Below are 20,306 nucleotides of genomic sequence, written 5' to 3'. Positions count from 1 at the left end.
ATTCTGGTTGCTGTTTACTCTATTTCAGCTTGTTGCAGAGTAGTTCTTTTGATTGCTTTTCAGGCCCATCAAGCCGGGCAGATAAGCGATGCCAGATCCAGCAAAGCCGCGTCCTGGTGAGGCTGTCCGATCAGTTGCAAACCCAAGGGCAGTGGGCTGTTTTGACCGGGCGCGGGCAGGCTCAAGGTAGGCCAGCCCAACAAGGACCAAGGACGATTCAGTATTGAAGAGCCCGTGCTATCCAGTCCATAGGGAGCCGGGCCGGGAGCCGCTGGAGTGAGCAATGCGTCGAAATGACCATAACGATCCTGCCATTCTGTTTGCAATTGGCGACGGCGCGCCTGCCAGGCGTGGTAATCCGCTGCAGGCAATTCCAGGCCTTGTTTGATGGCTTGCACGGTAATGGGGCGCAAGGCATCCGGGCTGGCTTGCCAGACGGGTAGCAGGCTGCGGGCCATTTCATAAGCCATGATCTGGCCTTGCAGGATCAGCAGCTCTTTCAGTTGTGGGTCCGCAGGCAGACGCTCCAGGTGGGCGCCTTGTTGCTCCAGATGCTCACAGCCTTGTTCCAACGCGGCCAGTGCTGCGGGTGTGATCGGGCCCAGATCTTTGCCATCCAGCACGCCAATTCGCGGCGCGGTGGGGACTCGACTATCAGGCAAGCCTTGCAGGACAGTGGCCACGCGGCGCAGCACGGACAAGTCCCGGCTGAAGTAGCCGACCGTGTCCAGGCTGTCGCACAACAGGAAAAGACCGCTGCGATGCACCGCGCCAAAGCTGGGTTTGAAACCCAGAATGCCGGTAAACGCAGCGGGGCGCATCATGGAGCCTCCCGTTTGGGTGCCCAATGCAAAATCAACCATGCCAGCTGCTACGGCCGCTGCCGAACCACTGGAAGAACCGCCGGGCGTGTGTTCCAGGTTCAGTGGGTTACGGGTGGGGCCGGGGGCTGCGTAGGCAAATTCGGCGGTGACGGTTTTGCCCAGGGCAATGGCACCGGCCTGACGCAGCAGGGCGACACAGGCGGCGTCCCGCTCGGCCGGTAGCGCATTGGGGAAATGCGCGCCGTAGCACGTGGGCATGCCTTGAACATCCAGCACATCTTTCACACCAAAGCTCAAACCCGCCAAGGGGCCAGTGGGATTGGTGCTGATACAGGTGGCGGGATCAGCCAGCCAGGACCAGGCCTGGATAGCCTGGTCCTGCGTAGCGAGAGGGGAAGGGTTTGCAGTCATAAGCGAGAACTGGAACTACTGAATCGAGATGTTCTGTGCCTTGATCAGCGTGGTCCAGCGTTTGGTTTCTTCTTTCACAAAAGCGGTAAATTCTTCAGGTGTGCCACCTACAACTTCCGCGCCTTGGGATTCCACAATCTGACGGTAGTCGGGGTCTTTCAGGGCGTCGTTGACAGCCTTGTTCAGTTTTTCCAGTACATCAGCAGGCAAGCCGGCGGGGGCAATCACGCCAAACCAGTTCGATGCCACCAGATCCACGCCTTGTTCTTTGAAGGTGGGGGTGTCAGGCATGGCTTTCAGACGCTCTTCCGAAGTCACGCCCAGTACGCGCAGGCGTGGGTTGTCGATTTGCATGTGGGGCAGGAACAGGCTGGCCAATTCCAGATAGAAGGAGATGTTGCCGGCCAGCAGGTCGTTCGATGCAGGAGCGCCACCACGGTAAGGCACGTGTACGGCGTCAAAGCCGGAGGTGGCCTTGAACTGTTCAGTCAGCAAGTGCGAGGCACCACCAGCGCCAGTCGAGGCGTAGTCGAGTTTTTCGGGGTTCTTCTTGCCGTCGGCGACCAGATCAGCCAGAGACTGGTAGGGCGAGTTGCTGTTTACACCCAGTGCCATGGCACCGCGTTCGATCAGGGCGATGGGCTGCAAATCCTGTTCAGGATCAAAAGGCAGGTTGCTGCCGTACAGCGCCTTGTTCACCGACATGGGGCCAAAGTTGCCCAGGCCGATGGTGTAGCCGTTGGGCTTGGCGCGCGCAATCATGCTGGTGCCGATATTGCCGCTGGCACCGGGCTTGTTTTCCACCACGATTGTCACGCCCAGGCTGTCGCTCATTTTTTGAGCCAGCATGCGCGAGCGGGTATCCGAGCTGCCACCTGCAGCGTAGGGCACCACAAACGTAATGGGCTGCGAAGGGTAAGCCGCGTCGGCCATGGCCGAACCGGAACCCAACAAAGTCAGTGTGAGCAGGCCACTCAGTAAAGGGGCGCGATGCTTGAATACCGTCATGTCTATCTCCTGCGTTGGGCCAATATTCGCAGTGACGTGCAGTATGGCCCTGTTTTTGATAAGTGTCAGGACGGATGGTAGTAAGAGCTAATTATGTTGTCTAATATTAAAAATAATCGTTATTGATCTTTTTTCTAACCTAATTGGCGGGCATATGCTGGACTCCAAATTAAGCGAGATGTTCTTGGTGGTGGCCGAAGAGCTGCACTTTGGCCGGGCAGCTCAGCGTTTGTTCATGACCCAGCCGCCCTTGAGTCAGGCCATACGCAGGCTGGAAGAGCAGGTAGGGGCGACCTTGTTTATCCGCACCACACGCACGGTGCAATTGACGGCGGCGGGAGCGGAGTTGCAGCGCCGCCTGCGCTTGATCGGCAACGAACTGGAGCAGACCTTGCAAGCGGTACAGCAAGTGCATAGAGGCGAGACTGGCATGTTGCGCATAGCCCTGACCCCCAGCAGCGCCTATGCGGGGGTATCCAAGCATTTGTATCGCTTTCGACAGGACTTCCCGCAGGTGGATATACAGATCTACGAGATGAACTCCAGCGATATGCCTGCGGCTCTTTATGAGCGCCGGGTGGATGTGGCCTTGATTCGGCCTTCCTTTGCCGTGCCCGATTTGAACCCGCAGCTGGTGGAGTCCGAACCCATGATGTTTGTCGTCAGGCGGGATGATCCACGTGCTCAGGAGCATAGTCAGGGGCTGACCTTGCACCAGGCTTTCTCTTACGAAATGGTGGCGTATTCGCGTCAGCAGTCGCGTTACTTTCATCTCTTGCAGCAGCGCATGCTGCAGCGCTCAGGCTGCCTGCCGCGCTTTGCACAGGAAAGCATGGTGCCCACGGTGCTGGTCATGGTTGAAGCGGGCATTGCTCCAGCTATTGTTCCCGCTTCCCTGGCGCGCTTGCGCACCGATACCTTGGAGTATCTGCCTTTGCTGGATGCAGATGATATTGCGGCAGAGCTGATGAGTGCTTATGTCTCGGACAATACCAACCCGGCCTTGGTGAATTTTCTGGCGGTGCTGGAACAGAATCGCTCAAGTTGATTGGCGGGCGGCCAACCATTCCCGCATGGATTGGCCCGTGCGCTGCCGAAACAGGCGGGACAGGGCAGAGGGGTTGGCGTAGCCCAGATCCAGAGCAATACGTTTGGCAGACTGGCCTTGTGCCAGCCGCTGGCAGGCCAGCGACAGGCGCCATTGGGCCAGATAGTCTGCCGGTGTGTCGCCCACCCAGTGCTTGAATTGCACGGCAAAGGCGCTGCGCGACATCTTGGCTTCCTGTGCCAGTGATTGCACGGTCCAGTCCCGACCGGGATCGGCCTGAATAGCCAGCAGTGCGCGCGCGATGGGTGGGTGTGACAAACCTCGGAACAGGCCTACGGGAATCTCGCAACGATCCGGATGGTCAAACAGCCAGCGCAGCAATTGCAGCAGCACAATCTCGAACAGGCGGTCTGCCAGCAGACGATGGCCGCAGCGCACGGATTCCGTTTCTGCAAAGAGCAGGCCCAGGGCCTGTTCAAGACCGGCCGCTTCTTCCAGCGGCACGATAATCAGATCGGGCAGGGAGCGGGCCAAGGGATGATGCTCACCCCCATCAAAATCCAGGGTGGCACAGGTGAAATCCGAGCCTTCATTGGGCAGATCGTAAAAAGCGTGCTCCAGCGGACGGGGGTAGAACAGCAGGCTGGGGCGGTCAATGGTCAGGACTTCCGGCACGGGATCGCGCGGATCGTGGCGCACGCTTAACTGGCCGCGTCGCAGAATGTGCAAGAAGGCCCGTCCGGGTTGGGCCGCAAAGCGGGTTACGCCACACAAAGAGCCGTTGTAGAACAAATGAGCCCGAACACGGAATTGTTCCAGCAGAAGGGAGAGGCGATCCAAGTTCATGAAAACATCCTCATCTGGATGAAAAGGTAAGTTGTCGGGACTAATCTTATCCAATGATCTTGATCTTGGCGAGACACTATCCCTGCAAGCTTTTTCCGGCCACCCCGGCCCACTTCACCAGGAGATCATCATGTCGCGTCTTACATTGCCTGACCTTGCCCAAGCTCCCGCCGCCAGCCAGCCTGCTTTGCAGGAAATTCAAAAAGCCTTTGGTGGCAGCGTGCCTGCCATGTTCCGTATGGTATCCAATTCGCCCGCCGCCTTGCGCAGCATGTGGGGCTCTTTCGGTGCCTTTGCCGGTGGCAAGCTGGGTGCGAAACTGGGCGAGCAATTGGCGGTTGCCATTGCCGACCGTAATCGTTGCGAATACTGCCTGGCCGCCCACAACGTGCTGGGTGCCAATGCTGGCCTAAGTCCGGAGACACTGGCTCAGGCCCAGCGTGGTCAGTCGGATGACCCGCGTACCGCCGCCGCTTTGAAATTTGTGCTCAAGCTGGTGGATCAGCGTGGGCAAGTTTCGGCTGCCGATGTGCAAGCCGTGCGCGATGCCGGCTTTTCCGAAGGTGAGGTGGTGGAACTGGTCGGTGTGACTGCCTTGAACCTGTTCACCAACTACATCAACAATGCGCTGGAGGTTCCGGTGGATTTCAAGGCCGTTGAGCTGACTGCCTAAGCATCGATATGGAAGCCCGCTTGCTGATATGCAGGCGGGTTTTCTTGCGTCTGTTGTCTGTGTTTTATTTGGCTGACAAGGGACCGGAATTGATAGCTGTCAGCGGCTGGTTCACATCAAAAAAGCGCGCATCAATGCCGGTGATGCCAAAGCTGTTGAGCCGTTTGCTGTGCATCTCCAGATACGCCTGCGCGCTGGCTTGATCGCTGAATAGATACACGCCACCTGCTTTGGACTGTTCTTTATTCTCGGTCCAGATTTTCCAGATCAAGCCAGGTTCCAGGCAGATGGATTGCGCCAGTTCTTGCATGGCTTCGCTCATCTCTGAACCCCAAGGGCCGGGGTAAGGAAAATCAACATACAGCAGGGTGCTCATGATCGGCTCCATATCAAAATACGTGCCGAACATCATACCTTGATGTTTGAATTGTCCAGTACTGTCTCTTATTTGTCATGGGACGTTGAAAGGCCCGTGATTGGCTGGCCTCCCCCTTGAAGGGGGCGTATAGTTTTTCTTTTGCTATTTGCTGGTGGAAGCCCTCATGTCCTGGACCGCTTTGTTGTTGGTGGTGTGTGCTGCGTTCATTCATGCGGGTTGGAACTTGCTCTCTAAACGGGCGGCGATGGCAGGGGCGCATTTTGTATTCGCCTATTCCTTTTTTGCCATTCTGTTTTATTTCCCCATCACGCTGTGGGTGGTTTTTACGCAAGGCAATATGCCCTGGACCAGCGAGACCATTACCTGTTTGGTGCTTAGTGCCTTGCTGCACATGTGCTATAGCCTGAGTTTGCAAAAAGGCTATCAGGTTGCAGACCTGTCCGTGGTGTATCCCATTGCCCGTGGTACGGGCCCCATGCTCTCTTCCATTGGTGCTTTTATCCTGCTGGGCGAGCCTGTGCGTCCTTTGGGAGTGCTCGGCATCTTGCTGGTCGTGATGGGGATTTTGCTGATCGCCACGCAAGGTCGACTGCGCCGTTTTTTCAGCCCTGCAGCGCTGACGGGTGTGCGTTGGGGCATGCAGACCGGGATTCTGATTGCGGCCTATACCGTGGTCGATGCCTATGGCGTCAAGGTGCTGCTGATCTCGCCATTCCTGCTGGACTGGTTCAGCAATGTGTTGCGCCTGGGGATGCTGGCCCCTTTTATCGCCAAGCGGGGGCGGGCAGGCTTCGCCAAGTTCAAACCTTATTGGAAGCTGGCGGCTGCAGTGGGTTTGTTATCGCCCATGTCCTACATCCTGGTCTTGCAGGCATTAAGTATGGGCGCACCCTTGTCCATGGTGGCTCCCGCCCGTGAAATGTCCATGATGGCCGGCACCATATTGGGTATGGTCGTCCTGCGCGAAAAGGCCAATGTCTGGAGTTTGCTCGGTTGCGCCATCATGATCAGCGGAGTCATTGCCCTGACATCCGGGCCGGCGGCCTGATCCGTCTCTTGAAATATGGTGGGTCGTCCCTATCTGTCTGCAATAGGGCGCGCTTTGGCGTGCGGCAATCAACCCATTTTTTTGCTTTTTCACCATGAGCCAGACTGACACTGCGAATACGTCCGAAACCTTGGGTTTTCAGGCTGAAGTCAAACAATTACTGCATTTGATGATTCACTCCTTGTATAGCAACAAGGAGATTTTCCTGCGTGAGCTGGTATCCAATGCGTCGGATGCCTGTGACAAACTGCGCTTTGAAGCTATCGACAATCCAGCTTTGCTGGAAGGCGACCCAGAAATGCGTATCCGTGTGGAGTTCGACAAGGACCAGCGCACGATCACCATTTCCGACAACGGCATTGGCATGTCGCGTGATGAAGCCATTGCCAACCTGGGCACCATCGCGCGCTCGGGCACCAAAGAGTTCTTCTCCCAACTGACGGGCGACAAGCAAAAAGACACCCAACTGATTGGTCAGTTTGGCGTGGGCTTTTACTCCTCCTTTATCGTGGCCAATAAAGTGTCCGTGCTGACACGTCGTGCCGGTGGCGATCAGGAAGCCGTGCTGTGGGAGTCCGCCGGTGAAGGCGAGTTCACCATTGCCGCCGCTGAAAAAGCCGAGCGCGGAACCACCATCACCTTGCACCTGCGTGAAGGCGAGGACGATTTCCTGGACGGCTGGCGACTGCGCAACGTGCTGCGTCGCTACTCCGATCACATCTCCTTGCCCGTGCAAATGCGCAAGGAAGAGTGGGACGAAGAAAAGCAGCAACAAGTAAAGCAGGACGAGTGGGAAAGCGTGAACCAGGCCAGCGCCTTGTGGACACGCTCCAAGTCGGAAATCACCGACGAGCAGTACCAGGAGTTCTACAAGCACATCGCTCACGATTACGAGAATCCTCTGGCCTGGACACATAACCGTGTTGAAGGCCGTAGTGAATACACCCAGCTCTTGTTTGTCCCCAAGCAGGCTCCGTTTGACTTGTGGGACCGCGATGCTCGCCGTGGCGTGAAGCTGTACGTGAAACGCGTATTCATCATGGACGACGCCGAGCAGCTGCTGCCTGCTTACCTGCGCTTTGTGCGCGGTGTGATCGATTCGGCCGACCTGCCGCTGAACGTTTCGCGTGAAATCCTGCAAGAAAGCCGTGATGTTCGCGCTATCCGCGAAGGTAGTGCCAAGCGCATCCTGTCCTTGCTGGAAGATCTGGCCGAGAACCAGCCCGAGCAATATGCCGAGTTCTGGAACCAGTTCGGCCAGGTCCTGAAAGAAGGCACTGGCGAAGACATGGGCAATCAGGCCCGTATCGCTGCCTTGCTGCGCTTTGCCTCCACGAATCAGGAAGGTTCGGCCCAGACCGTGTCCCTGAACGACTACATCGGTCGCATGAAAGAAGGTCAGGACAAGATTTACTACGTCACGGCTGACACTTTTGCCGCTGCATCTAACAGCCCGCATCTGGAAGTATTCCGTAAGAAAGGCATCGAAGTGCTGTTGATGTCCGACCGTGTGGACGAGTGGATGTTGTCTTACTTGCGCGAATTTGAAGGCAAGCAACTGGTATCCGTGGCCAAGGGTGGCCTGGACCTGGATTCGCTGGCGGACGAGGAAGAAAAGAAACATCAGGCAGAAGTGGCTGAAACCTTCAAACCTCTGGTCGAGCGCCTGCAAACCACACTGGGCGAGAAGGTCAAGGAAGTGCGCATTACTGCCCGTCTGGTCGATTCCCCTGCTTGCGTGGTGGTCGATGCCAACGAACTGAGCCCGCACCTGCTGCGTATGCTGCAAGCCGCTGGCCAGGAAGCTCCCGAGGTCAAGCCGATTCTGGAAATCAACCCGGAGCACGCCTTGATCGCCAAAGTCCAGGCCGCTGACGACGAGACTTTTGGTGAGTGGGCACAGTTGCTGCTGGAACAAGCCATGCTGGCCGAAGGTGCCGCATTGCAAGATCCCGCCAGTTTTGTGAAGCGTGTGAACCGCTTGCTGTTGAATCTGTAAACCTGAATCTTGCTGGCTCTGCGCCAAGCAGGGCTAGATACTAATCAGGTAAAGCCCTGATCGTCTTACGATGATCGGGGCTTTTTGCATCTGTATCTATGAGTGAGCTTTAGGGCGGATCACGATAGTGAATGCTGTAGCATTTTTCTTGTTATTGGCCCTGAACTACTTTATCGGTCTTGATCTGGCACTTGTGTTGGCCTTGGTCCCAACTCTTGTTCCGGCAATGCTTCTTTGGGCCAGCCATGTTCCCGCTTCACCCGTTCCCAATCAAAGAAAGGGCCCGGATCTGTCTTGCGCCCCGGAGCGATGTGCTCATGGCCACGTACGGCGCGCAAGTTATGGCGCATACGTAAGGCGCGGCTCAGGCGGGATAGCTCCCGGTACTGCGCGTCTGTGAATGGCTCGAAATCGCTGCCTTCCAGTTCAATGCCAATAGAGAAATCATTGCAGCGCTCGCGGTCTTCAAAGCGCGACACACCCGCATGCCAGGCGCGGCGGGTAGTGGGAACAAACTGGATGATGTGGCCAGTGCGCTGGATCAGAAAGTGAGCCGAAACTTTCAGGTCCCGGATGTTCTCGAACCAGGGGTGGGCGCTGATATCCAGCTTGTTCTGAAAAAAATCCCGAATGTAGGGCCCGCCGAACTCTTGCGGTGGCAGGCTGATATTGTGCAGCACCAGCAAGGTCGGAGTGTCGCCCTCGGGGCGGTCATCCTGATTGGGTGACAGGGCGCGCAGGACATTGGCATGAGGTTTCAGCCAGCCCTGTCGGTCCAGGTCGTAGGCGTGGTGCATGCGAGCCATGGCGTTAGCTGCGTGGGCCGCGCTTGGCGTGTTCCAGGCTGCACCAGGTGTGATGATTGCTCATCAAGGCTTCGGAGCGTGGCAGATAAATCCCACAGTGTGCGCAACGGACCATTTCTTCAGCAGCACCTTGCTTGCGCGGGGGACGCATGGTGGGGTTGGGTGGATTGCGCTTGCGGGCCTTGTTTTGCGACACGATGCGGGCAATGATCATGGCCGCCAGGATGGCGACAACCCAAAATAAGACTTTACCCAATTTTCCCTCGTTGCAAGATGACGTCTAGTACAAAGTGGCTGCCTGTATAGGCCAGCAGCAGGAAGGCAAAACCGGCCAAGGTCCAGCGCAAGGCAACGCGACCACGCCATCCATACTGTTTCCGACCCCATAATAAGCCACCAAATGTAACCCAGGATAGCAAGGTAAAGACAGTTTTGTGGTCGGCGGGCAAAAATTTACCGTCTATCGCCATGGAGACGGCGGCACCGCTCAGAATCGTGAAGGTCAGAATCACGAAAGAGACACGGATCAGGCGAAACAGCAGCTCCTCTTGCACCAGCAGGGGCGGCATGGTGTCCAGAACCCGGCTGAACAAACCACGTTGCTCCTGATGAAGAATAGGGCGGTGCAACTGACGGTCCAGAGCCGTCATCAAGACGGCGTGCAAAGCCGCCACGGTGCTAAGCCCATAGGCGACCAGCGCAATCATCAAGTGAATCCGTAGCCATTCATTGCCGACATGGTTGACGATATGGCCTTCGGGAAAGGCCATGGCCAGCAGGCTGACGATTGTGGCTGCAGGCAGTAGAATGAGCAACAGGCTGTCCAGACGCAGATACAGGCTTTGGAACCAGAACACCACCATGCCCAGCCATATTGCCGCTGACAGGGCCAGTGCCCAGCTCAGATGCAGCCCTTGGGGCAGCACAATAGTCAGCAGCAGGCCCGCTCCGTGCACAATGATGGCGCAGAGCAAGGCCACCCGGCTGGGGGCGTTCAGTACGGTTCGGGTGCTGCCGCGAGTCAACGGACGCCAGAGCGAGATCGACAGCACGATGTACGCCAGTGCGGCGAGCAAGTGAAATACAATACTTGCAGACATAAGTCCCGGATTTCCTGAAAAACGGTACGGGGCGTACCTCAAGTGGCCATTTTATTCTTATTCGTAGACCACACGATAACCTAGTTTAAGCGAACCCAGTCCTATGTTTGAAAATCTGACCCAGCGTATGTCGCGTGTGGTGAAAACCATGCGCGGACAGGCTCGTCTGACCGAATCCAATACTCAGGATATGTTGAGGGAAGTGCGTCTGGCTTTGCTGGAAGCGGACGTGGCCTTGCCCGTCGTGCGCGAGTTTGTCGCACGGGTCAAAGAAAAGGCGCTTGGTGTTGAAGTTGCCGACAGCTTGAATCCTGGCCAGGCACTGGTGGGTGTTGTTCACCAGGAGCTGACCAATCTGATGGGCGCAGACCTGGGTGACAACGCCAGCGAGCTGTCCCTGGCGGCTCAGCCTCCCGCGATTATTCTGATGGCCGGTCTGCAAGGTGCGGGTAAAACTACCACCACCGGTAAGCTCGCCAAATGGCTGAGCGAAGGCGGCCACGTTCAGCATGGCCGCAAGACAGGCAAGAAGAAAGTTCTGGTGGTCAGTGCCGACGTGTATCGTCCAGCCGCTATCGAGCAGCTGAAAACCGTTGCCGCCCAAGTAGGCGTCGAGTTCCTGCCCTCCGATCCCAGCCAGAAACCGGCCGACATTGCCCGCAATGCCCTGGATCACGCCAAGCGTCATCACTTTGATGTGCTGATTGTCGACACGGCCGGTCGCCTGGGTATTGACGAAGAAATGATGCGCGAAATTCGCGCTCTGTACGATCTGCTGAACCCGATTGAAACTTTGTTCGTGGTCGATGCCATGCAGGGGCAGGACGCGGTCAACGTGGCCAAGGCCTTTGCTGATGCCTTGCCGCTGACGGGTGTGGTGCTGACCAAGCTGGATGGTGATGCACGTGGTGGTGCGGCCTTGTCCGTACGTCATGTCACCGGCAAGCCGCTGAAGTTTGTGGGTGTTTCCGAAAAGCTGGATGGTCTGGAGCCATTCCACCCCGAGCGTATGGCTCAGCGCGTGCTGGGCATGGGCGATATTGTTTCGCTGGTCGAACAGGCCCAGCGCAATATCGACATCGCCGAAGCGCAGAAGATTACCGACAAGATCAAATCGGGCGACAAGTTCGACCTGAATGACTTCCGTGACCAGCTGCAGCAAGTCAAGAAGCTGGGTGATATGGGCTCCTTACTGGAAAAACTGCCTGCCCAGTTCTCGCAAGCCGCGTCCCAGTTGCAAGGTGGTCAGGCTGAACAGCAATTGCGTCGTACGGAAGGGATCTTGAACTCCATGACCCCGGCCGAGCGTGCCAAGCCCGAACTGCTCAAAGCCTCGCGCAAGCGTCGTATCGCTGCCGGTTCTGGCGTGCCAGTGCAAGAGGTCAACCGCTTGCTCAATCAGTTCGAGCAAATGCAAGGCATGATGAAGCAGATGAAAAAAGGCGGCATGGCCAAGATGATGCGCGGCCTGGGCGGTATGGGTGCCTTGAAAGGTCTGGCTGGCAAGGGCTTCAAGGGCTTTCGCTAAGAAGCGCTTGGAGCTTGCCGCAAAGGCGTGAATCGCTCTGGCAGGACCACCAACAAAAAAAGCCCGCATACGCGGGCTTTTTTTCGTCCTGAGCTGTTGTTGTTACAGCGCAGGAATACGCAGTACCTGACCGGGATAGATCTTGTCAGGATGGCTGAGCATAGGCTTGTTGGCTTCAAAAATAACCGTGTATTTTGCGCCGTTTGCCTTGCCGTAGTTGGTTTCAGCAATTTTCCACAGGGTGTCGCCTTTCTGTACGGTATACATGGTGGCTTCTGCGGAAGGCTGAGCAACGCTGAGCTGGTTGTCGACTTGAGAGACACCCAGGGTGTTACCCAGAGCCAGCACAATTTTTTCGGCTTGTTCGGTGGAGGCGGCTTGGCCGCTAACCGTGACTTTGTCGCCATCAACCGTCAGATTCAGACCGTCGGCGGAAAGTTGGTGTTTGGCCAGTTCTTTCTGGAGTTCGTCAGCTGTTGCTGCTTTGGCTTCGTTGGCACCAAAGAGTTTTTCGCCGACATCTTTAAGAAAACTGAATACGCCCATCGCTTTGCTCCTGAAGTTAGGGTTCTACGGCTGCCTGCTTGATGGCAGGCGAGACGGCCCATTATGACCTCATTTTTATCCCCGAAGCCGTAGCTGAATGTCAGCAATTGTGCATTTTAAAGGGCGAGTATCAGCCGCCACCGACGGCAACCACGATTTCAATGGTGTCGCCTTCTTTGATCGGGGTGCTGGCGTGCTGGCTTTTGGGCACGATATCGCCGTTCAGTTCCACGGCAATACGCTTGTTCTCGTAGCCCAGCTCGATAATCAGCGTGCCAACCGTGTCGGAGTTTGCCAGAGTCTTGCTCTGGCCGTTCAGGGTAATGTTCATTCTTGTCTCTGGATATGGTCCGGCCAGGGCCGGACGAGTGATTCAGATGGCAAATTTCTGGGTGGCGGCCAGCAGCCGGGCCAAAATGCCGGGTTCGTCGTAGGCGTGGCCTGCGTCCGCAACCATATGAAATTCTGCTTGGGGCCAGGCGCGATGCAGTTGCCAGGCTGTATGCGCCGGAGTGCACACATCATAGCGTCCCTGCACGATGACACCGGGAATGCCATGCAAGCGGTGGGCGTTTTTCAGCAACTGATCCGGCTCCAGAAAACCCCGGTTCATGAAATAGTGGTTTTCAATACGCGCAAAGGCCAAAGCGGCTTTATCACTGGACTTGGCATCCAGGTGATTCTGGCTAGGCAAGAGCGTGATGGTATTGCTTTCCCATTGCGACCAGGCGTGTGCGGCCCGTAACTGCACAGCGGGGTCATCGCCTGTCAGACGCTTGTGATAGGCGGTAATCAGGTCCCCGTGCTCTTCCTTGGGAATGGGGGCCAGATACTGTTCCCAGATATCGGGAAACAGGCGCGAGGCACCTTCCTGATAAAACCAATGCAGCTCTTCAGGACGGGCCATGAAGATACCGCGCACAATCAGTTCGCTGACGTGCTCGGGGTGAGTCTGGGCGTAGGCCAGCGCCAGAGTCGAGCCCCAGGAGCCGCCAAACACCAGCATCTTGTCGGCCTTGAGCTTTTCCTTGCGCAGCCGCTCCATGTCCTGAACCAGATGCCAAGTGGTGTTGTTCTCCAGACTGGCATGAGGGTAGGAACGCCCGCAACCGCGCTGATCAAACAGCAGCACATTATATTTTTGCGGGTCGAACAGGCGACGGTGATCGGTAGAACATCCTGATCCCGGCCCACCGTGCAAGAAAATGGCCGGTTTACCTGCCGGGTTGCCGCAGCATTCCCAGTAGATATGGTGCCCATCATCGGTGTGCAACGTGCCTTGGGCGTAAGGCTCTATAGGCGGGAACAGGGTAGCGCTCATTGTTCTTTCTTGGGCCAGTTCAGTTCAGGGGTAGGGGTGTCATTGCGGGTGAAGATCAGATCCCACACGCCATGACCCAGACGCAGCCCACGGTTCTCGAACTTGGTCAGTGGACGGAAGTCGGGGCGGGGTGCGTAGCCTTCGTGCGTGTTGCTGAGCATGGGCTCGGCGGACAGCACTTCCAGCATTTGTTCGGCGTAGTTTTCCCAGTCGGTGGCGCAATGGATGTAGCCACCGGGTTTCAGACGGCTGGTCAGCAACTGAATAAAGGGCGATTGCACCAGACGACGCTTGTGATGGCGCTTCTTGGGCCAGGGGTCGGGGAAGTAGATATGAATACCGGCCAGCGAGCCGGGAGCGATCATGTCGCGCACCACTTCCACCGCGTCATGCTGGATGATGCGGATATTGCTGATCTGGTTGTCATCAATGCGCTTGAGCAAGGCACCGACACCGGCATTAAAGACTTCCACGCCCAGGAAATTGTCGTCGGGACGAGCCTGGGCAATTTTCTGGGTGGTTTCACCCATGCCAAACCCGATTTCCAGAATCAGGGGATTGTCATTGCCAAACACCGTTTCCGGTTTCAGGATGTTGTCGCGGTAGCTGATCGACCACAGGGGCAAGAGGCGCGCCAGGGCTTGCTCCTGGCTGGGCGTAATGTGCGCGCGCCGATGAACAAAGCTACGGATATGGGTCTCGCCGGAATTGCTGTTCGCGACATTGGGCGACAGCAGGGATTGTTTTTCGTTGCTGGAGGTCATGGTTGTGGCGCGGGCATCAGGAATGGCTCGCGTATCAGCTAAAAGCGGGAAAACTCTATTGTAGTGAGTCTTGCCGCCGAATTCATGTGGTGGCGCGCGAAAAAGATAGGGCCGGGGCGACGCATGAAGAAAAGATCGCGCTATAATTTTCGCTTCCCCATTCGCGGGATCGTCTGCTTTTGAGGCAGACCTCTCCATCAGGGCGGGTGTAGTTTAATGGTAAAACTGATGCTTCCCAAGCATCCGTCGTGGGTTCGATTCCCATCACCCGCTCCAGTTCTGATATCTCCCCCAATACTTTTATCGGCTGTTCACCGCACTGTCGCGTGATGAGCATATTGGCCATTTGCTTGTACAGGTGTCTTGTAGCGCTGTGCCGCTTCTTGGCGTGTGATCAAGCACCTGTACCCACTTGGGTATGGAGAGTTTCACTGAAAGCATATACTGCGTCCTTATTGTTCATATTTGAGTTCTTATGATTTATATTTGTTCATATATGAATGGATAAAAATATGACTGATTCAGAGAATAAAAATGCTCCTCGTAGTGTCATCTCCCGTCCTGTAGACCGTGCCTTGCTGCGGCTGGGGCGGGATATCTCTGCGGCTCGCCGTGCGCGACGATTAAGCCAAGAGGATTTGGCCCAGCGTATTGGTACGTCGTTGAGCACAGTCCGGCGCATGGAGGATGGTAATGCCGGTACTGCCTTGCATACCTTTTTAAGCGCTTTGCATGTGTTGGGACGCCTGAATGATGTGACTAAAGTAATGACCATGGAAAATGATGCCTTGGGGATGGACTTGCTGCGTGAGCAGTTGCCCCAGCGCGTCAGGCGGCCACGACGTATCAAAGCGGATCAAACCTCGGGGGCCAAGTCGCAAGATGATTCGGCCTCTGTGAATCCTGACAAGTTGGAAGGTTTCTGATGACGACACGATCTGCCAAGCGCTCAGACCTGGAGGTGCACCTGGGTTCCAGGTTCCAGTGCGCATGTTGTGGGGCACCATACTTCAGGTTAACGGTGAAGGAAGCAGAAGCAATCTGGGCGGAGATTGTTCAGGCTGTTAGTCGTTGGCGTAGCGTCGCCAAAGGGCTAGGCATGCAAAGTACGGATCTGGTGGATTTTGAGCCGGCATTTGCTTAACTTCATTCCCATGGCACTATACCCAGCATGCAAGAAGATCTTTTCGGCGATGCCATTCCCCAGCCACCCGCCTCAAAGCCCGCTGCTCCTTCCCGACGCAAAATCACCAAAGTCAGCCTTGCTGCTTCCGCGCTGGAGCTAAGCGATCTGGCCGCTCAGCTTCCTGAAACCTTGCGTTTCGGTGTCTCCACCTGGTCCTACCCCGGTTGGGAAGGCTTGATCTGGGATGGCGAGTACGAGTCGAGCATCTTGTCCAAACACGGCCTGGAGGCCTATCACCAGCATCCCTTGATGCGCACCGTCTGTGTGGATCGCACCTTCTGGCGTCCTTTGACGGTCACGCAGTATTCCGCCTATGCCGCTCAGGTTGATGAAGATTTCCGCTTCGTTGTGAAATGTCCTTCCATGATTACGGACGCTCAAGTTCGTGATGAGCAGGGCAAGGTACGCAAATCTAATCCGGACTTTTTGGATATTCGTCTGGCTGTAGAGCAGTTCGTGCAGCCTGCAGTCGAGGGCTTGCGTGCCAAGTTGGGCGTCTTGGTCTTCCAGTTAAGCCCTCTGTCCTGGGGCTGGTTGAGTCGTCCGGCAGAGTTGTTCGACAAGTTGGGGCTGATGCTGGCAGCGGCGCGTGAGGCTTTGCCGCAAGGCTCACAGGTGGTGCTTGCGGTAGAGGTAAGAGATCCAGAGCTGTTGACTCAACATCTTGTCGATACACTCAAGGCCAATGGCGCGACATTTTGTCTGGGGCTGCATGGCAAGATGCCGCCGATTGAAGAGCAACTGCCCGTCTTGCGCGCCTTGTGGCCGGGACCCTTGGTGTGTCGCTGGAACTTGAACCGGGAGTTTGGTGCTTACGGCTATGCCGATGCTCAAAAAAAGCATACCCCATTCGATGCCATTGTCAGCGAGGACGTGCATACTCGCACGGTGCTGGCCCGCACGATTCGCGGGATCACGGGGGCGGGGCAGGCGGCATATGTGACGATCAGCAATGATGCGGAAGGCTGTGCGCCGCTCTCCATACAGCGGCTGGCGCAACTTGTTGTGGCACAAGAAAAATAACCTCAGGTCTTGGGAAGCGATCCTCAAAAGTGGGGCGGTTCACAAGACCTGTGGTGCTGCCTGATGAGCTGGAGGCTCAATGCATGCAGGTTCTGGTCCGGTTCGTGATTATTGTCTGGATTTGTGAATAAGCTCATCCGTCGTCATGACATGCGCGGTGGATACCGCCAGCACCCCCAAGGTGACGCGGTGTACTTCTTCAGCCGGAATCGCCCCAAAGCCCATATCCGGGTAGTTGTAGGTGCCTGTGGCATCAGAGATAAAGGCCACTTTGTAGCCATGGAACATGGCATCGCGAGCCGTAGCGTGGCAGCAGTTTTCGGTGGTCACGCCGGTGATGACAACGGTGTCGATCTTGCGAGTACGCAAGATGATGTCCAGGTCGGTGCCAAAGAACGCGCTGTAACGGTGCTTCTTGATGACGACTTCATCCCCCTGTGGGGCTACTTCGGGGTAGATATCAACGCCCGCTGTCTCATCTACCAGCCCCACCTGGTTCTGAATTGGAGGGTAAATCTCTCCGAACAGGCCCATATCGCAGCCGTTGCGGCGGTGGGCGTGGGCGGTGAAGATCACTTCCATGCCAGTTTGGCGAGCGTGGCCCAGCAGTTTTTGCAGGCGGGGCATCAACTCCATGCCCATGGGTGTTTCCAGTGGGGCGCCGGGTGCGATGAAGTCGTTCTGCATGTCGATCACAATGACCGCCGTGCTGCTGGGGTTGATTTGATCAATCTGAATAGCCATTTCATTCTCCTTTGGTTTGTTCACGGCCGGGCGACTGTGTATTTGGTATTGCCGCTGCCGGTGTCATAGACGCTTGTAGAGTAGGAGGGTGGCGCAGTTTTGGCTTGGCTGCCACTGCCAGTTTTACGTTTTTTTTGACTGTGCCTGCCATCCTGGACAGTACACGGGCAGGGAGCTGAGGCTTGGTATTTTCAGGGCTTGTCTGTCTTTGGGTAATGGACGTAATCTTGTTGAAAAACGATTAATCCATCGGTGCAGATAGCCCCGATTATGGAGACTGAACCTATGACAGCGATCATAGCGGTCAAGCCCGGAGACAGCTTTGAGCACTGGCACGAGGTCACTTGCAGGCAGTTTTCACAGACCGAGTGCAGCCAGATTGCCCGGCCCCAGTTTCAGGCGCGGGTCACCCTCACTAGTTTTGGTGGTTTGGGCCTGAGCAGCATCTGGTCTGTCACCCCTCAGGGGGAGGCGATACGGGTGAGCAGACGGCAGGCCGATATCCGTAAAGATCAGCGCGACTGTTTCATGCTGTGGCTCATGCTGGATGGTCATATTCAACTGAGCCAGGACGGACGCTACGTCAGCCTGGGAGCAGGGGATCTGGTACTTCAGGATCAATCTCGGCCTTTTGATCTGGAGCTGGGCTCTTTGGCTAACGCGGCCATGGTCATGATTCCCCGCCCCTTATTGGCATCGCGCTTGCCCTCGGTGGGCAATCTGGCAGCGCGTCGTATTGCAGCCAACTCGCGTCTGGGGCCGATGGCTGGTGCCTTGGTCAAGCAACTGCTTAGCTTGGGGGAGGCGGCAGCGGACGGTATGGATCGGCGTGTGACGGCTTCTGTGCTGGATATCTTCTCCGCGGTATTCGAGTCTGACGCTCCTGCGCTTTCTCGGGGCACTCATCAGGAGCGGCGGCTGGAGCAGGTTCAGGCTTATATGCGTGCACATTTGCATGAGGATGGGCTGGATGTGGACCAGATTGCCCGTGCTTCGTCCATGGCGACTCGCACTCTGTATCGGCTCTTTGCGCTTGAAGCGACCACACCCATGCAATGGCTGTGGGAGCAGCGTTTGATCCAGAGCTATCGTTTGTTGGAGGGCGGGAAACCTAAACGGGTGACCGAAGTGGCCATGGCCTGTGGCTTCAAGGACCTCTCTCATTTCAGCCGTCTATTTCAGGCGCGGTTTGGGCAATCTCCCTCGACGCTAGGCTACACGGGCAGGTCTTGAACTTTGCCTGTTCAAGTGGCTTTATATCCAGGCTGCGTGTTGGGGGGTAGCAACGCGCGCAGGTGCCAGCTGCAAATCTCGTTTTTATGGGCAGAACGTGTAGGCCCAAATAGACCAGCCAGCCAATCGGAATGCTTGCTGGTTGACTGGCTCTATATTCAAAAATGTAAAGTAAACATTACTTATTGACAAGTGGTTTTGACTTCTATAAAGTCAGGTTTACTTTACATTCAGGTGCTTAACCATGCTTGCCAACCGGAACTCTTCCTCTGCGCCGTCACCAGGTCGCAGCTATCTGATTCGCACTTTGCTCTTTATGGGCGTGTATATCCTGGTCAATGCCTTGACCATTCTGGGCCTGTTTGACAGCCTGCTCGGTCGGCCTGTTGGTTGGCTGATTGCCATAGCCGTCGCCTTGCCTGTGGCCGGACAAGTCTGGGCCACCTTGCGCTTGATGGCGCAAAGCGATGAGTTCGTGCGGGTGATCGTGGCCAAGTGTTTTGTGCTGGCCTCAGGCGCAACCTTGACCTTGTGGACAGCCTGGGGCTTTGGGGAAACCTACGCCGCTGCGCCCCATATTCCTGCCTGGCTGATTTACCCCTTCTTTTGGGCGGTGTTCGCTCTGGTTTCACCCTTTGTCCGGACTAGCGATTAAATGAAAAATCGATTGCGTGTATTGCGGGCCGAGGCGAACTGGACGCAGGCAGATTTGGCGGAGCGCTTGGGGGTGTCCCGGCAGGCGGTCAATGCGCTGGAAACGGGCAAACATGCACCGTCCCTGGATTTGGCATTCAAGATTAGTGCCTTGTTCGAGCAGACCGTAGAAGATATTTTCGAGAACCCGTATCAGGAATCTCGGGCTTGAACGCGGTTACGTTCTGGTTGGCATTCCCACTTGTGGATGCCTTTTGGACATCCATGCGCAGGTATTGAGAAAAGCCAGTGCTCAAGCCCGAAGCAGTGATCTTGCAGGCTCAGACACTGGCTTGCCTTCTTACTTGGTGGTGTAACCACCGTTGATCAGAATGGTCTGGCCGGTAATCCACCAGCCGTCACTCACCAGATGACGGATAAAGGGCACAACATCTTCAATGTCCGTCAGCCCGGTCTTGGAGTAGGGGGACAGGGCAGCCGCGGTCTTGTGATAGGCCACGGCATCCTCCCCCTCGGCTGGATAGAAGAAGGGCGTATCCATAGGACCAGGGCCAACCGCCGTGACGGAAATACCGCGTGCGCCATATTCTTTGGCGGCGGCGCGGGTGTAGTGTTCTACCGGCGCTTTGGTGCCGGCATACGCGGCGTAAAAGGGGGTGAAGGCACCCAGCAGGGATGTGACCAGGGTGCAGACTTTACCATTGTCCTGTACGTGTTTGCCGGCTTCTTTCAGGAAGAAAAAAGCAGTTTTGGAGTTGATGTCGCTCATCTCCTCGTACTCGGCTTCGCTCACTTCGGTCAGTGGCTTTTTCAGTACTTTGCCCACCGTGTTGATGGCGATATCAGGGCGGCCAATTGCGGCGACGGTATCGCTAAACAGTTTTTCCATGGCACTGGCCGAACGCAAGTCGGCCTGGAAGGCGACGGCTTGTGCACCAGTTGCCTGGATGGCTTTGACGGTGGCTTCGGCATCCGCTTGGGAGCTGTCGCTGTTGTAGTGAATGGCAATGGCGCGCGCTCCTTGCTCTGCCAGGTCGCGGGCGATCAGGCCGCCCAGATTCTTTGCCCCGCCTGCAATCAGAACGGTTTTACCTTTGATGCTGTGCTTTGCCATGATGACTCCTTGCTAGTGTGGGCTGCGGGCTGCAAGCCTTTTCGTTTTTTC

At 56.4% G+C, this 20,306-nt stretch carries 23 protein-coding genes and 1 tRNA gene; 11 read left to right on the top strand and 13 right to left on the bottom strand.

What is annotated here, in order from left to right; genetic code table 11:
• Positions 1-68: 68 nt before the first annotated feature.
• Entirely contained in the window at positions 69-1,235 is a 1,167-nt protein-coding gene (locus ACLPGZ_RS04770; protein ID WP_411762640.1) for an amidase, read from the bottom strand.
• Positions 1,236-1,250: 15 nt separating this feature from the next.
• Complete coding sequence (locus ACLPGZ_RS04765) at positions 1,251-2,243, bottom strand: Bug family tripartite tricarboxylate transporter substrate binding protein (RefSeq protein ID WP_035271329.1); 993 nt, start codon at positions 2,241-2,243, stop codon at positions 1,251-1,253.
• Positions 2,244-2,397: 154 nt separating this feature from the next.
• Here ACLPGZ_RS04765 and ACLPGZ_RS04760 point away from each other — a divergent pair, with 154 nt between their 5' ends.
• A complete protein-coding gene (locus tag ACLPGZ_RS04760; RefSeq protein ID WP_026484978.1) occupies positions 2,398-3,291 on the top strand; it encodes a LysR substrate-binding domain-containing protein in 894 nt (297 codons plus the stop codon).
• Here the strand turns inward: ACLPGZ_RS04760 and ACLPGZ_RS04755 are convergent.
• On the bottom strand, positions 3,283-4,137 hold the full coding sequence (locus ACLPGZ_RS04755; RefSeq protein ID WP_115634286.1) for an AraC family transcriptional regulator: 855 nt from the start codon (positions 4,135-4,137) through the stop codon (positions 3,283-3,285). The genes ACLPGZ_RS04760 and ACLPGZ_RS04755 overlap by 9 nt on opposite strands.
• A gap of 130 nt (positions 4,138-4,267) precedes the next feature.
• On the opposite strand from ACLPGZ_RS04755, the gene ACLPGZ_RS04750 reads away from it, so the two are divergent.
• Positions 4,268-4,810: a carboxymuconolactone decarboxylase family protein gene (locus ACLPGZ_RS04750; RefSeq protein ID WP_009463226.1), complete on the top strand. Its 543-nt coding sequence runs from the start codon at positions 4,268-4,270 to the stop codon at positions 4,808-4,810.
• A gap of 64 nt (positions 4,811-4,874) precedes the next feature.
• Here the strand turns inward: ACLPGZ_RS04750 and ACLPGZ_RS04745 are convergent, their stop codons facing one another.
• Complete coding sequence (locus ACLPGZ_RS04745) at positions 4,875-5,186, bottom strand: monooxygenase (protein WP_060186241.1); 312 nt, start codon at positions 5,184-5,186, stop codon at positions 4,875-4,877.
• A 166-nt stretch (positions 5,187-5,352) separates the two neighbouring features.
• On the opposite strand from ACLPGZ_RS04745, the gene ACLPGZ_RS04740 reads away from it, so the two are divergent.
• Both ACLPGZ_RS04740 and htpG read left to right on the top strand, forming a co-directional pair.
• On the top strand, positions 5,353-6,237 hold the full coding sequence (locus ACLPGZ_RS04740; RefSeq protein ID WP_083054200.1) for an EamA family transporter: 885 nt from the start codon (positions 5,353-5,355) through the stop codon (positions 6,235-6,237).
• Positions 6,238-6,331: 94 nt separating this feature from the next.
• The gene (gene htpG, locus ACLPGZ_RS04735) at positions 6,332-8,236 is read left to right on the top strand and encodes a molecular chaperone HtpG (protein WP_247966000.1); all 1,905 of its coding nucleotides are present in this window, start codon (positions 6,332-6,334) and stop codon (positions 8,234-8,236) included.
• Between the two features lie 170 nt (positions 8,237-8,406).
• Here the strand turns inward: htpG and ampD are convergent, their stop codons facing one another.
• From ampD to ACLPGZ_RS04720, 3 genes are read right to left on the bottom strand one after another with little or no spacing between them, the layout of a single operon-like run.
• On the bottom strand, positions 8,407-9,042 hold the full coding sequence (gene ampD, locus ACLPGZ_RS04730) for a 1,6-anhydro-N-acetylmuramyl-L-alanine amidase AmpD (RefSeq protein WP_411762641.1): 636 nt from the start codon (positions 9,040-9,042) through the stop codon (positions 8,407-8,409).
• A 4-nt stretch (positions 9,043-9,046) separates the two neighbouring features.
• A complete protein-coding gene (locus tag ACLPGZ_RS04725) occupies positions 9,047-9,298 on the bottom strand; it encodes a PP0621 family protein (RefSeq protein WP_009463238.1) in 252 nt (83 codons plus the stop codon).
• Complete coding sequence (locus ACLPGZ_RS04720) at positions 9,291-10,142, bottom strand: cytochrome C assembly family protein (protein ID WP_009463240.1); 852 nt, start codon at positions 10,140-10,142, stop codon at positions 9,291-9,293. Before ACLPGZ_RS04720 ends, ACLPGZ_RS04725 begins: the two co-directional genes overlap by 8 nt.
• Before the next feature lie 103 nt (positions 10,143-10,245).
• Here ACLPGZ_RS04720 and ffh point away from each other — a divergent pair, with 103 nt between their 5' ends.
• Positions 10,246-11,670, top strand: a complete 1,425-nt coding sequence (gene ffh, locus ACLPGZ_RS04715; RefSeq protein WP_009463242.1) for a signal recognition particle protein — start codon at positions 10,246-10,248, stop codon at positions 11,668-11,670.
• Positions 11,671-11,772: 102 nt separating this feature from the next.
• Here ffh and lysM read toward each other — a convergent pair whose 3' ends face one another.
• The 4 genes from lysM to trmB all read right to left on the bottom strand — a co-directional run bounded on the left by lysM (position 11,773) and on the right by trmB (position 14,301).
• Complete coding sequence (gene lysM, locus ACLPGZ_RS04710; protein WP_026484988.1) at positions 11,773-12,216, bottom strand: peptidoglycan-binding protein LysM; 444 nt, start codon at positions 12,214-12,216, stop codon at positions 11,773-11,775.
• 130 nt (positions 12,217-12,346) lie between these two features.
• The gene (gene thiS, locus ACLPGZ_RS04705; RefSeq protein WP_060186249.1) at positions 12,347-12,547 is read right to left on the bottom strand and encodes a sulfur carrier protein ThiS; all 201 of its coding nucleotides are present in this window, start codon (positions 12,545-12,547) and stop codon (positions 12,347-12,349) included.
• A 42-nt stretch (positions 12,548-12,589) separates the two neighbouring features.
• Positions 12,590-13,537 (bottom strand): prolyl aminopeptidase, encoded by a 948-nt coding sequence (gene pip / locus ACLPGZ_RS04700; protein ID WP_009463248.1) that lies wholly within the window; start codon positions 13,535-13,537, stop codon positions 12,590-12,592.
• Positions 13,534-14,301 carry a tRNA (guanosine(46)-N7)-methyltransferase TrmB gene (gene trmB, locus ACLPGZ_RS04695; protein WP_009463250.1) on the bottom strand — a complete coding sequence of 256 codons (768 nt, stop codon included), beginning with the start codon at positions 14,299-14,301 and terminating at the stop codon, positions 13,534-13,536. The genes pip and trmB overlap by 4 nt, the downstream gene beginning before the upstream one ends.
• A 202-nt stretch (positions 14,302-14,503) precedes the next feature.
• Between trmB and ACLPGZ_RS04690 the strand changes: the two genes are divergently transcribed.
• The 3 genes from ACLPGZ_RS04690 to ACLPGZ_RS04680 all read left to right on the top strand — a co-directional run bounded on the left by ACLPGZ_RS04690 (position 14,504) and on the right by ACLPGZ_RS04680 (position 16,510).
• Positions 14,504-14,577, top strand: a tRNA-Gly gene (locus tag ACLPGZ_RS04690).
• Positions 14,578-14,813: 236 nt separating this feature from the next.
• A complete protein-coding gene (locus tag ACLPGZ_RS04685) occupies positions 14,814-15,227 on the top strand; it encodes a helix-turn-helix domain-containing protein (RefSeq protein ID WP_009461154.1) in 414 nt (137 codons plus the stop codon).
• A 245-nt stretch (positions 15,228-15,472) separates the two neighbouring features.
• A complete protein-coding gene (locus ACLPGZ_RS04680; protein ID WP_137430731.1) occupies positions 15,473-16,510 on the top strand; it encodes a DUF72 domain-containing protein in 1,038 nt (345 codons plus the stop codon).
• 108 nt (positions 16,511-16,618) lie between these two features.
• Here ACLPGZ_RS04680 and ACLPGZ_RS04675 read toward each other — a convergent pair whose 3' ends face one another.
• Positions 16,619-17,254: a cysteine hydrolase family protein gene (locus tag ACLPGZ_RS04675; RefSeq protein WP_009461152.1), complete on the bottom strand. Its 636-nt coding sequence runs from the start codon at positions 17,252-17,254 to the stop codon at positions 16,619-16,621.
• 285 nt (positions 17,255-17,539) lie between these two features.
• Here ACLPGZ_RS04675 and ACLPGZ_RS04670 point away from each other — a divergent pair, with 285 nt between their 5' ends.
• The 3 genes from ACLPGZ_RS04670 to ACLPGZ_RS04660 all read left to right on the top strand — a co-directional run bounded on the left by ACLPGZ_RS04670 (position 17,540) and on the right by ACLPGZ_RS04660 (position 19,352).
• The gene (locus ACLPGZ_RS04670; RefSeq protein ID WP_411762647.1) at positions 17,540-18,487 is read left to right on the top strand and encodes a helix-turn-helix domain-containing protein; all 948 of its coding nucleotides are present in this window, start codon (positions 17,540-17,542) and stop codon (positions 18,485-18,487) included.
• 244 nt (positions 18,488-18,731) lie between these two features.
• Positions 18,732-19,142 carry a hypothetical protein gene (locus tag ACLPGZ_RS04665; RefSeq protein WP_009461148.1) on the top strand — a complete coding sequence of 137 codons (411 nt, stop codon included), beginning with the start codon at positions 18,732-18,734 and terminating at the stop codon, positions 19,140-19,142.
• Positions 19,143-19,352: a helix-turn-helix transcriptional regulator gene (locus ACLPGZ_RS04660; RefSeq protein ID WP_060186256.1), complete on the top strand. Its 210-nt coding sequence runs from the start codon at positions 19,143-19,145 to the stop codon at positions 19,350-19,352.
• Between the two features lie 129 nt (positions 19,353-19,481).
• Here the strand turns inward: ACLPGZ_RS04660 and ACLPGZ_RS04655 are convergent, their stop codons facing one another.
• Entirely contained in the window at positions 19,482-20,255 is a 774-nt protein-coding gene (locus ACLPGZ_RS04655; protein ID WP_411762648.1) for an SDR family oxidoreductase, read from the bottom strand.
• Positions 20,256-20,306 lie beyond the last annotated feature (51 nt).

Source organism: Alcaligenes sp. Me129 (genome assembly GCF_050487245.1).
In the GTDB taxonomy this organism is placed as follows: Bacteria; Pseudomonadota; Gammaproteobacteria; order Burkholderiales; family Burkholderiaceae_B; genus Alcaligenes; species Alcaligenes phenolicus.
Note: the sequence above shows the minus strand (reverse complement) of the source record. Positions and strands in the feature narration are given on the sequence as shown.

Coding starts and splice junctions, on each gene's coding strand:
- ACLPGZ_RS04770 (WP_411762640.1), bottom strand. CDS start 1,235: ATGACTGCAAACCCTTCCCCTCTCGCTACGCAGGACCAGGCTATCCAG.
- ACLPGZ_RS04765 (WP_035271329.1), bottom strand. CDS start 2,243: ATGACGGTATTCAAGCATCGCGCCCCTTTACTGAGTGGCCTGCTCACA.
- ACLPGZ_RS04760 (WP_026484978.1), top strand. CDS start 2,398: ATGCTGGACTCCAAATTAAGCGAGATGTTCTTGGTGGTGGCCGAAGAG.
- ACLPGZ_RS04755 (WP_115634286.1), bottom strand. CDS start 4,137: ATGAACTTGGATCGCCTCTCCCTTCTGCTGGAACAATTCCGTGTTCGG.
- ACLPGZ_RS04750 (WP_009463226.1), top strand. CDS start 4,268: ATGTCGCGTCTTACATTGCCTGACCTTGCCCAAGCTCCCGCCGCCAGC.
- ACLPGZ_RS04745 (WP_060186241.1), bottom strand. CDS start 5,186: ATGAGCACCCTGCTGTATGTTGATTTTCCTTACCCCGGCCCTTGGGGT.
- ACLPGZ_RS04740 (WP_083054200.1), top strand. CDS start 5,353: ATGTCCTGGACCGCTTTGTTGTTGGTGGTGTGTGCTGCGTTCATTCAT.
- htpG (WP_247966000.1), top strand. CDS start 6,332: ATGAGCCAGACTGACACTGCGAATACGTCCGAAACCTTGGGTTTTCAG.
- ampD (WP_411762641.1), bottom strand. CDS start 9,042: ATGGCTCGCATGCACCACGCCTACGACCTGGACCGACAGGGCTGGCTG.
- ACLPGZ_RS04720 (WP_009463240.1), bottom strand. CDS start 10,142: ATGTCTGCAAGTATTGTATTTCACTTGCTCGCCGCACTGGCGTACATC.
- ffh (WP_009463242.1), top strand. CDS start 10,246: ATGTTTGAAAATCTGACCCAGCGTATGTCGCGTGTGGTGAAAACCATG.
- lysM (WP_026484988.1), bottom strand. CDS start 12,216: ATGGGCGTATTCAGTTTTCTTAAAGATGTCGGCGAAAAACTCTTTGGT.
- thiS (WP_060186249.1), bottom strand. CDS start 12,547: ATGAACATTACCCTGAACGGCCAGAGCAAGACTCTGGCAAACTCCGAC.
- pip (WP_009463248.1), bottom strand. CDS start 13,537: ATGAGCGCTACCCTGTTCCCGCCTATAGAGCCTTACGCCCAAGGCACG.
- trmB (WP_009463250.1), bottom strand. CDS start 14,301: ATGACCTCCAGCAACGAAAAACAATCCCTGCTGTCGCCCAATGTCGCG.
- ACLPGZ_RS04685 (WP_009461154.1), top strand. CDS start 14,814: ATGACTGATTCAGAGAATAAAAATGCTCCTCGTAGTGTCATCTCCCGT.
- ACLPGZ_RS04680 (WP_137430731.1), top strand. CDS start 15,473: ATGCAAGAAGATCTTTTCGGCGATGCCATTCCCCAGCCACCCGCCTCA.
- ACLPGZ_RS04675 (WP_009461152.1), bottom strand. CDS start 17,254: ATGGCTATTCAGATTGATCAAATCAACCCCAGCAGCACGGCGGTCATT.
- ACLPGZ_RS04670 (WP_411762647.1), top strand. CDS start 17,540: ATGACAGCGATCATAGCGGTCAAGCCCGGAGACAGCTTTGAGCACTGG.
- ACLPGZ_RS04665 (WP_009461148.1), top strand. CDS start 18,732: ATGCTTGCCAACCGGAACTCTTCCTCTGCGCCGTCACCAGGTCGCAGC.
- ACLPGZ_RS04660 (WP_060186256.1), top strand. CDS start 19,143: ATGAAAAATCGATTGCGTGTATTGCGGGCCGAGGCGAACTGGACGCAG.
- ACLPGZ_RS04655 (WP_411762648.1), bottom strand. CDS start 20,255: ATGGCAAAGCACAGCATCAAAGGTAAAACCGTTCTGATTGCAGGCGGG.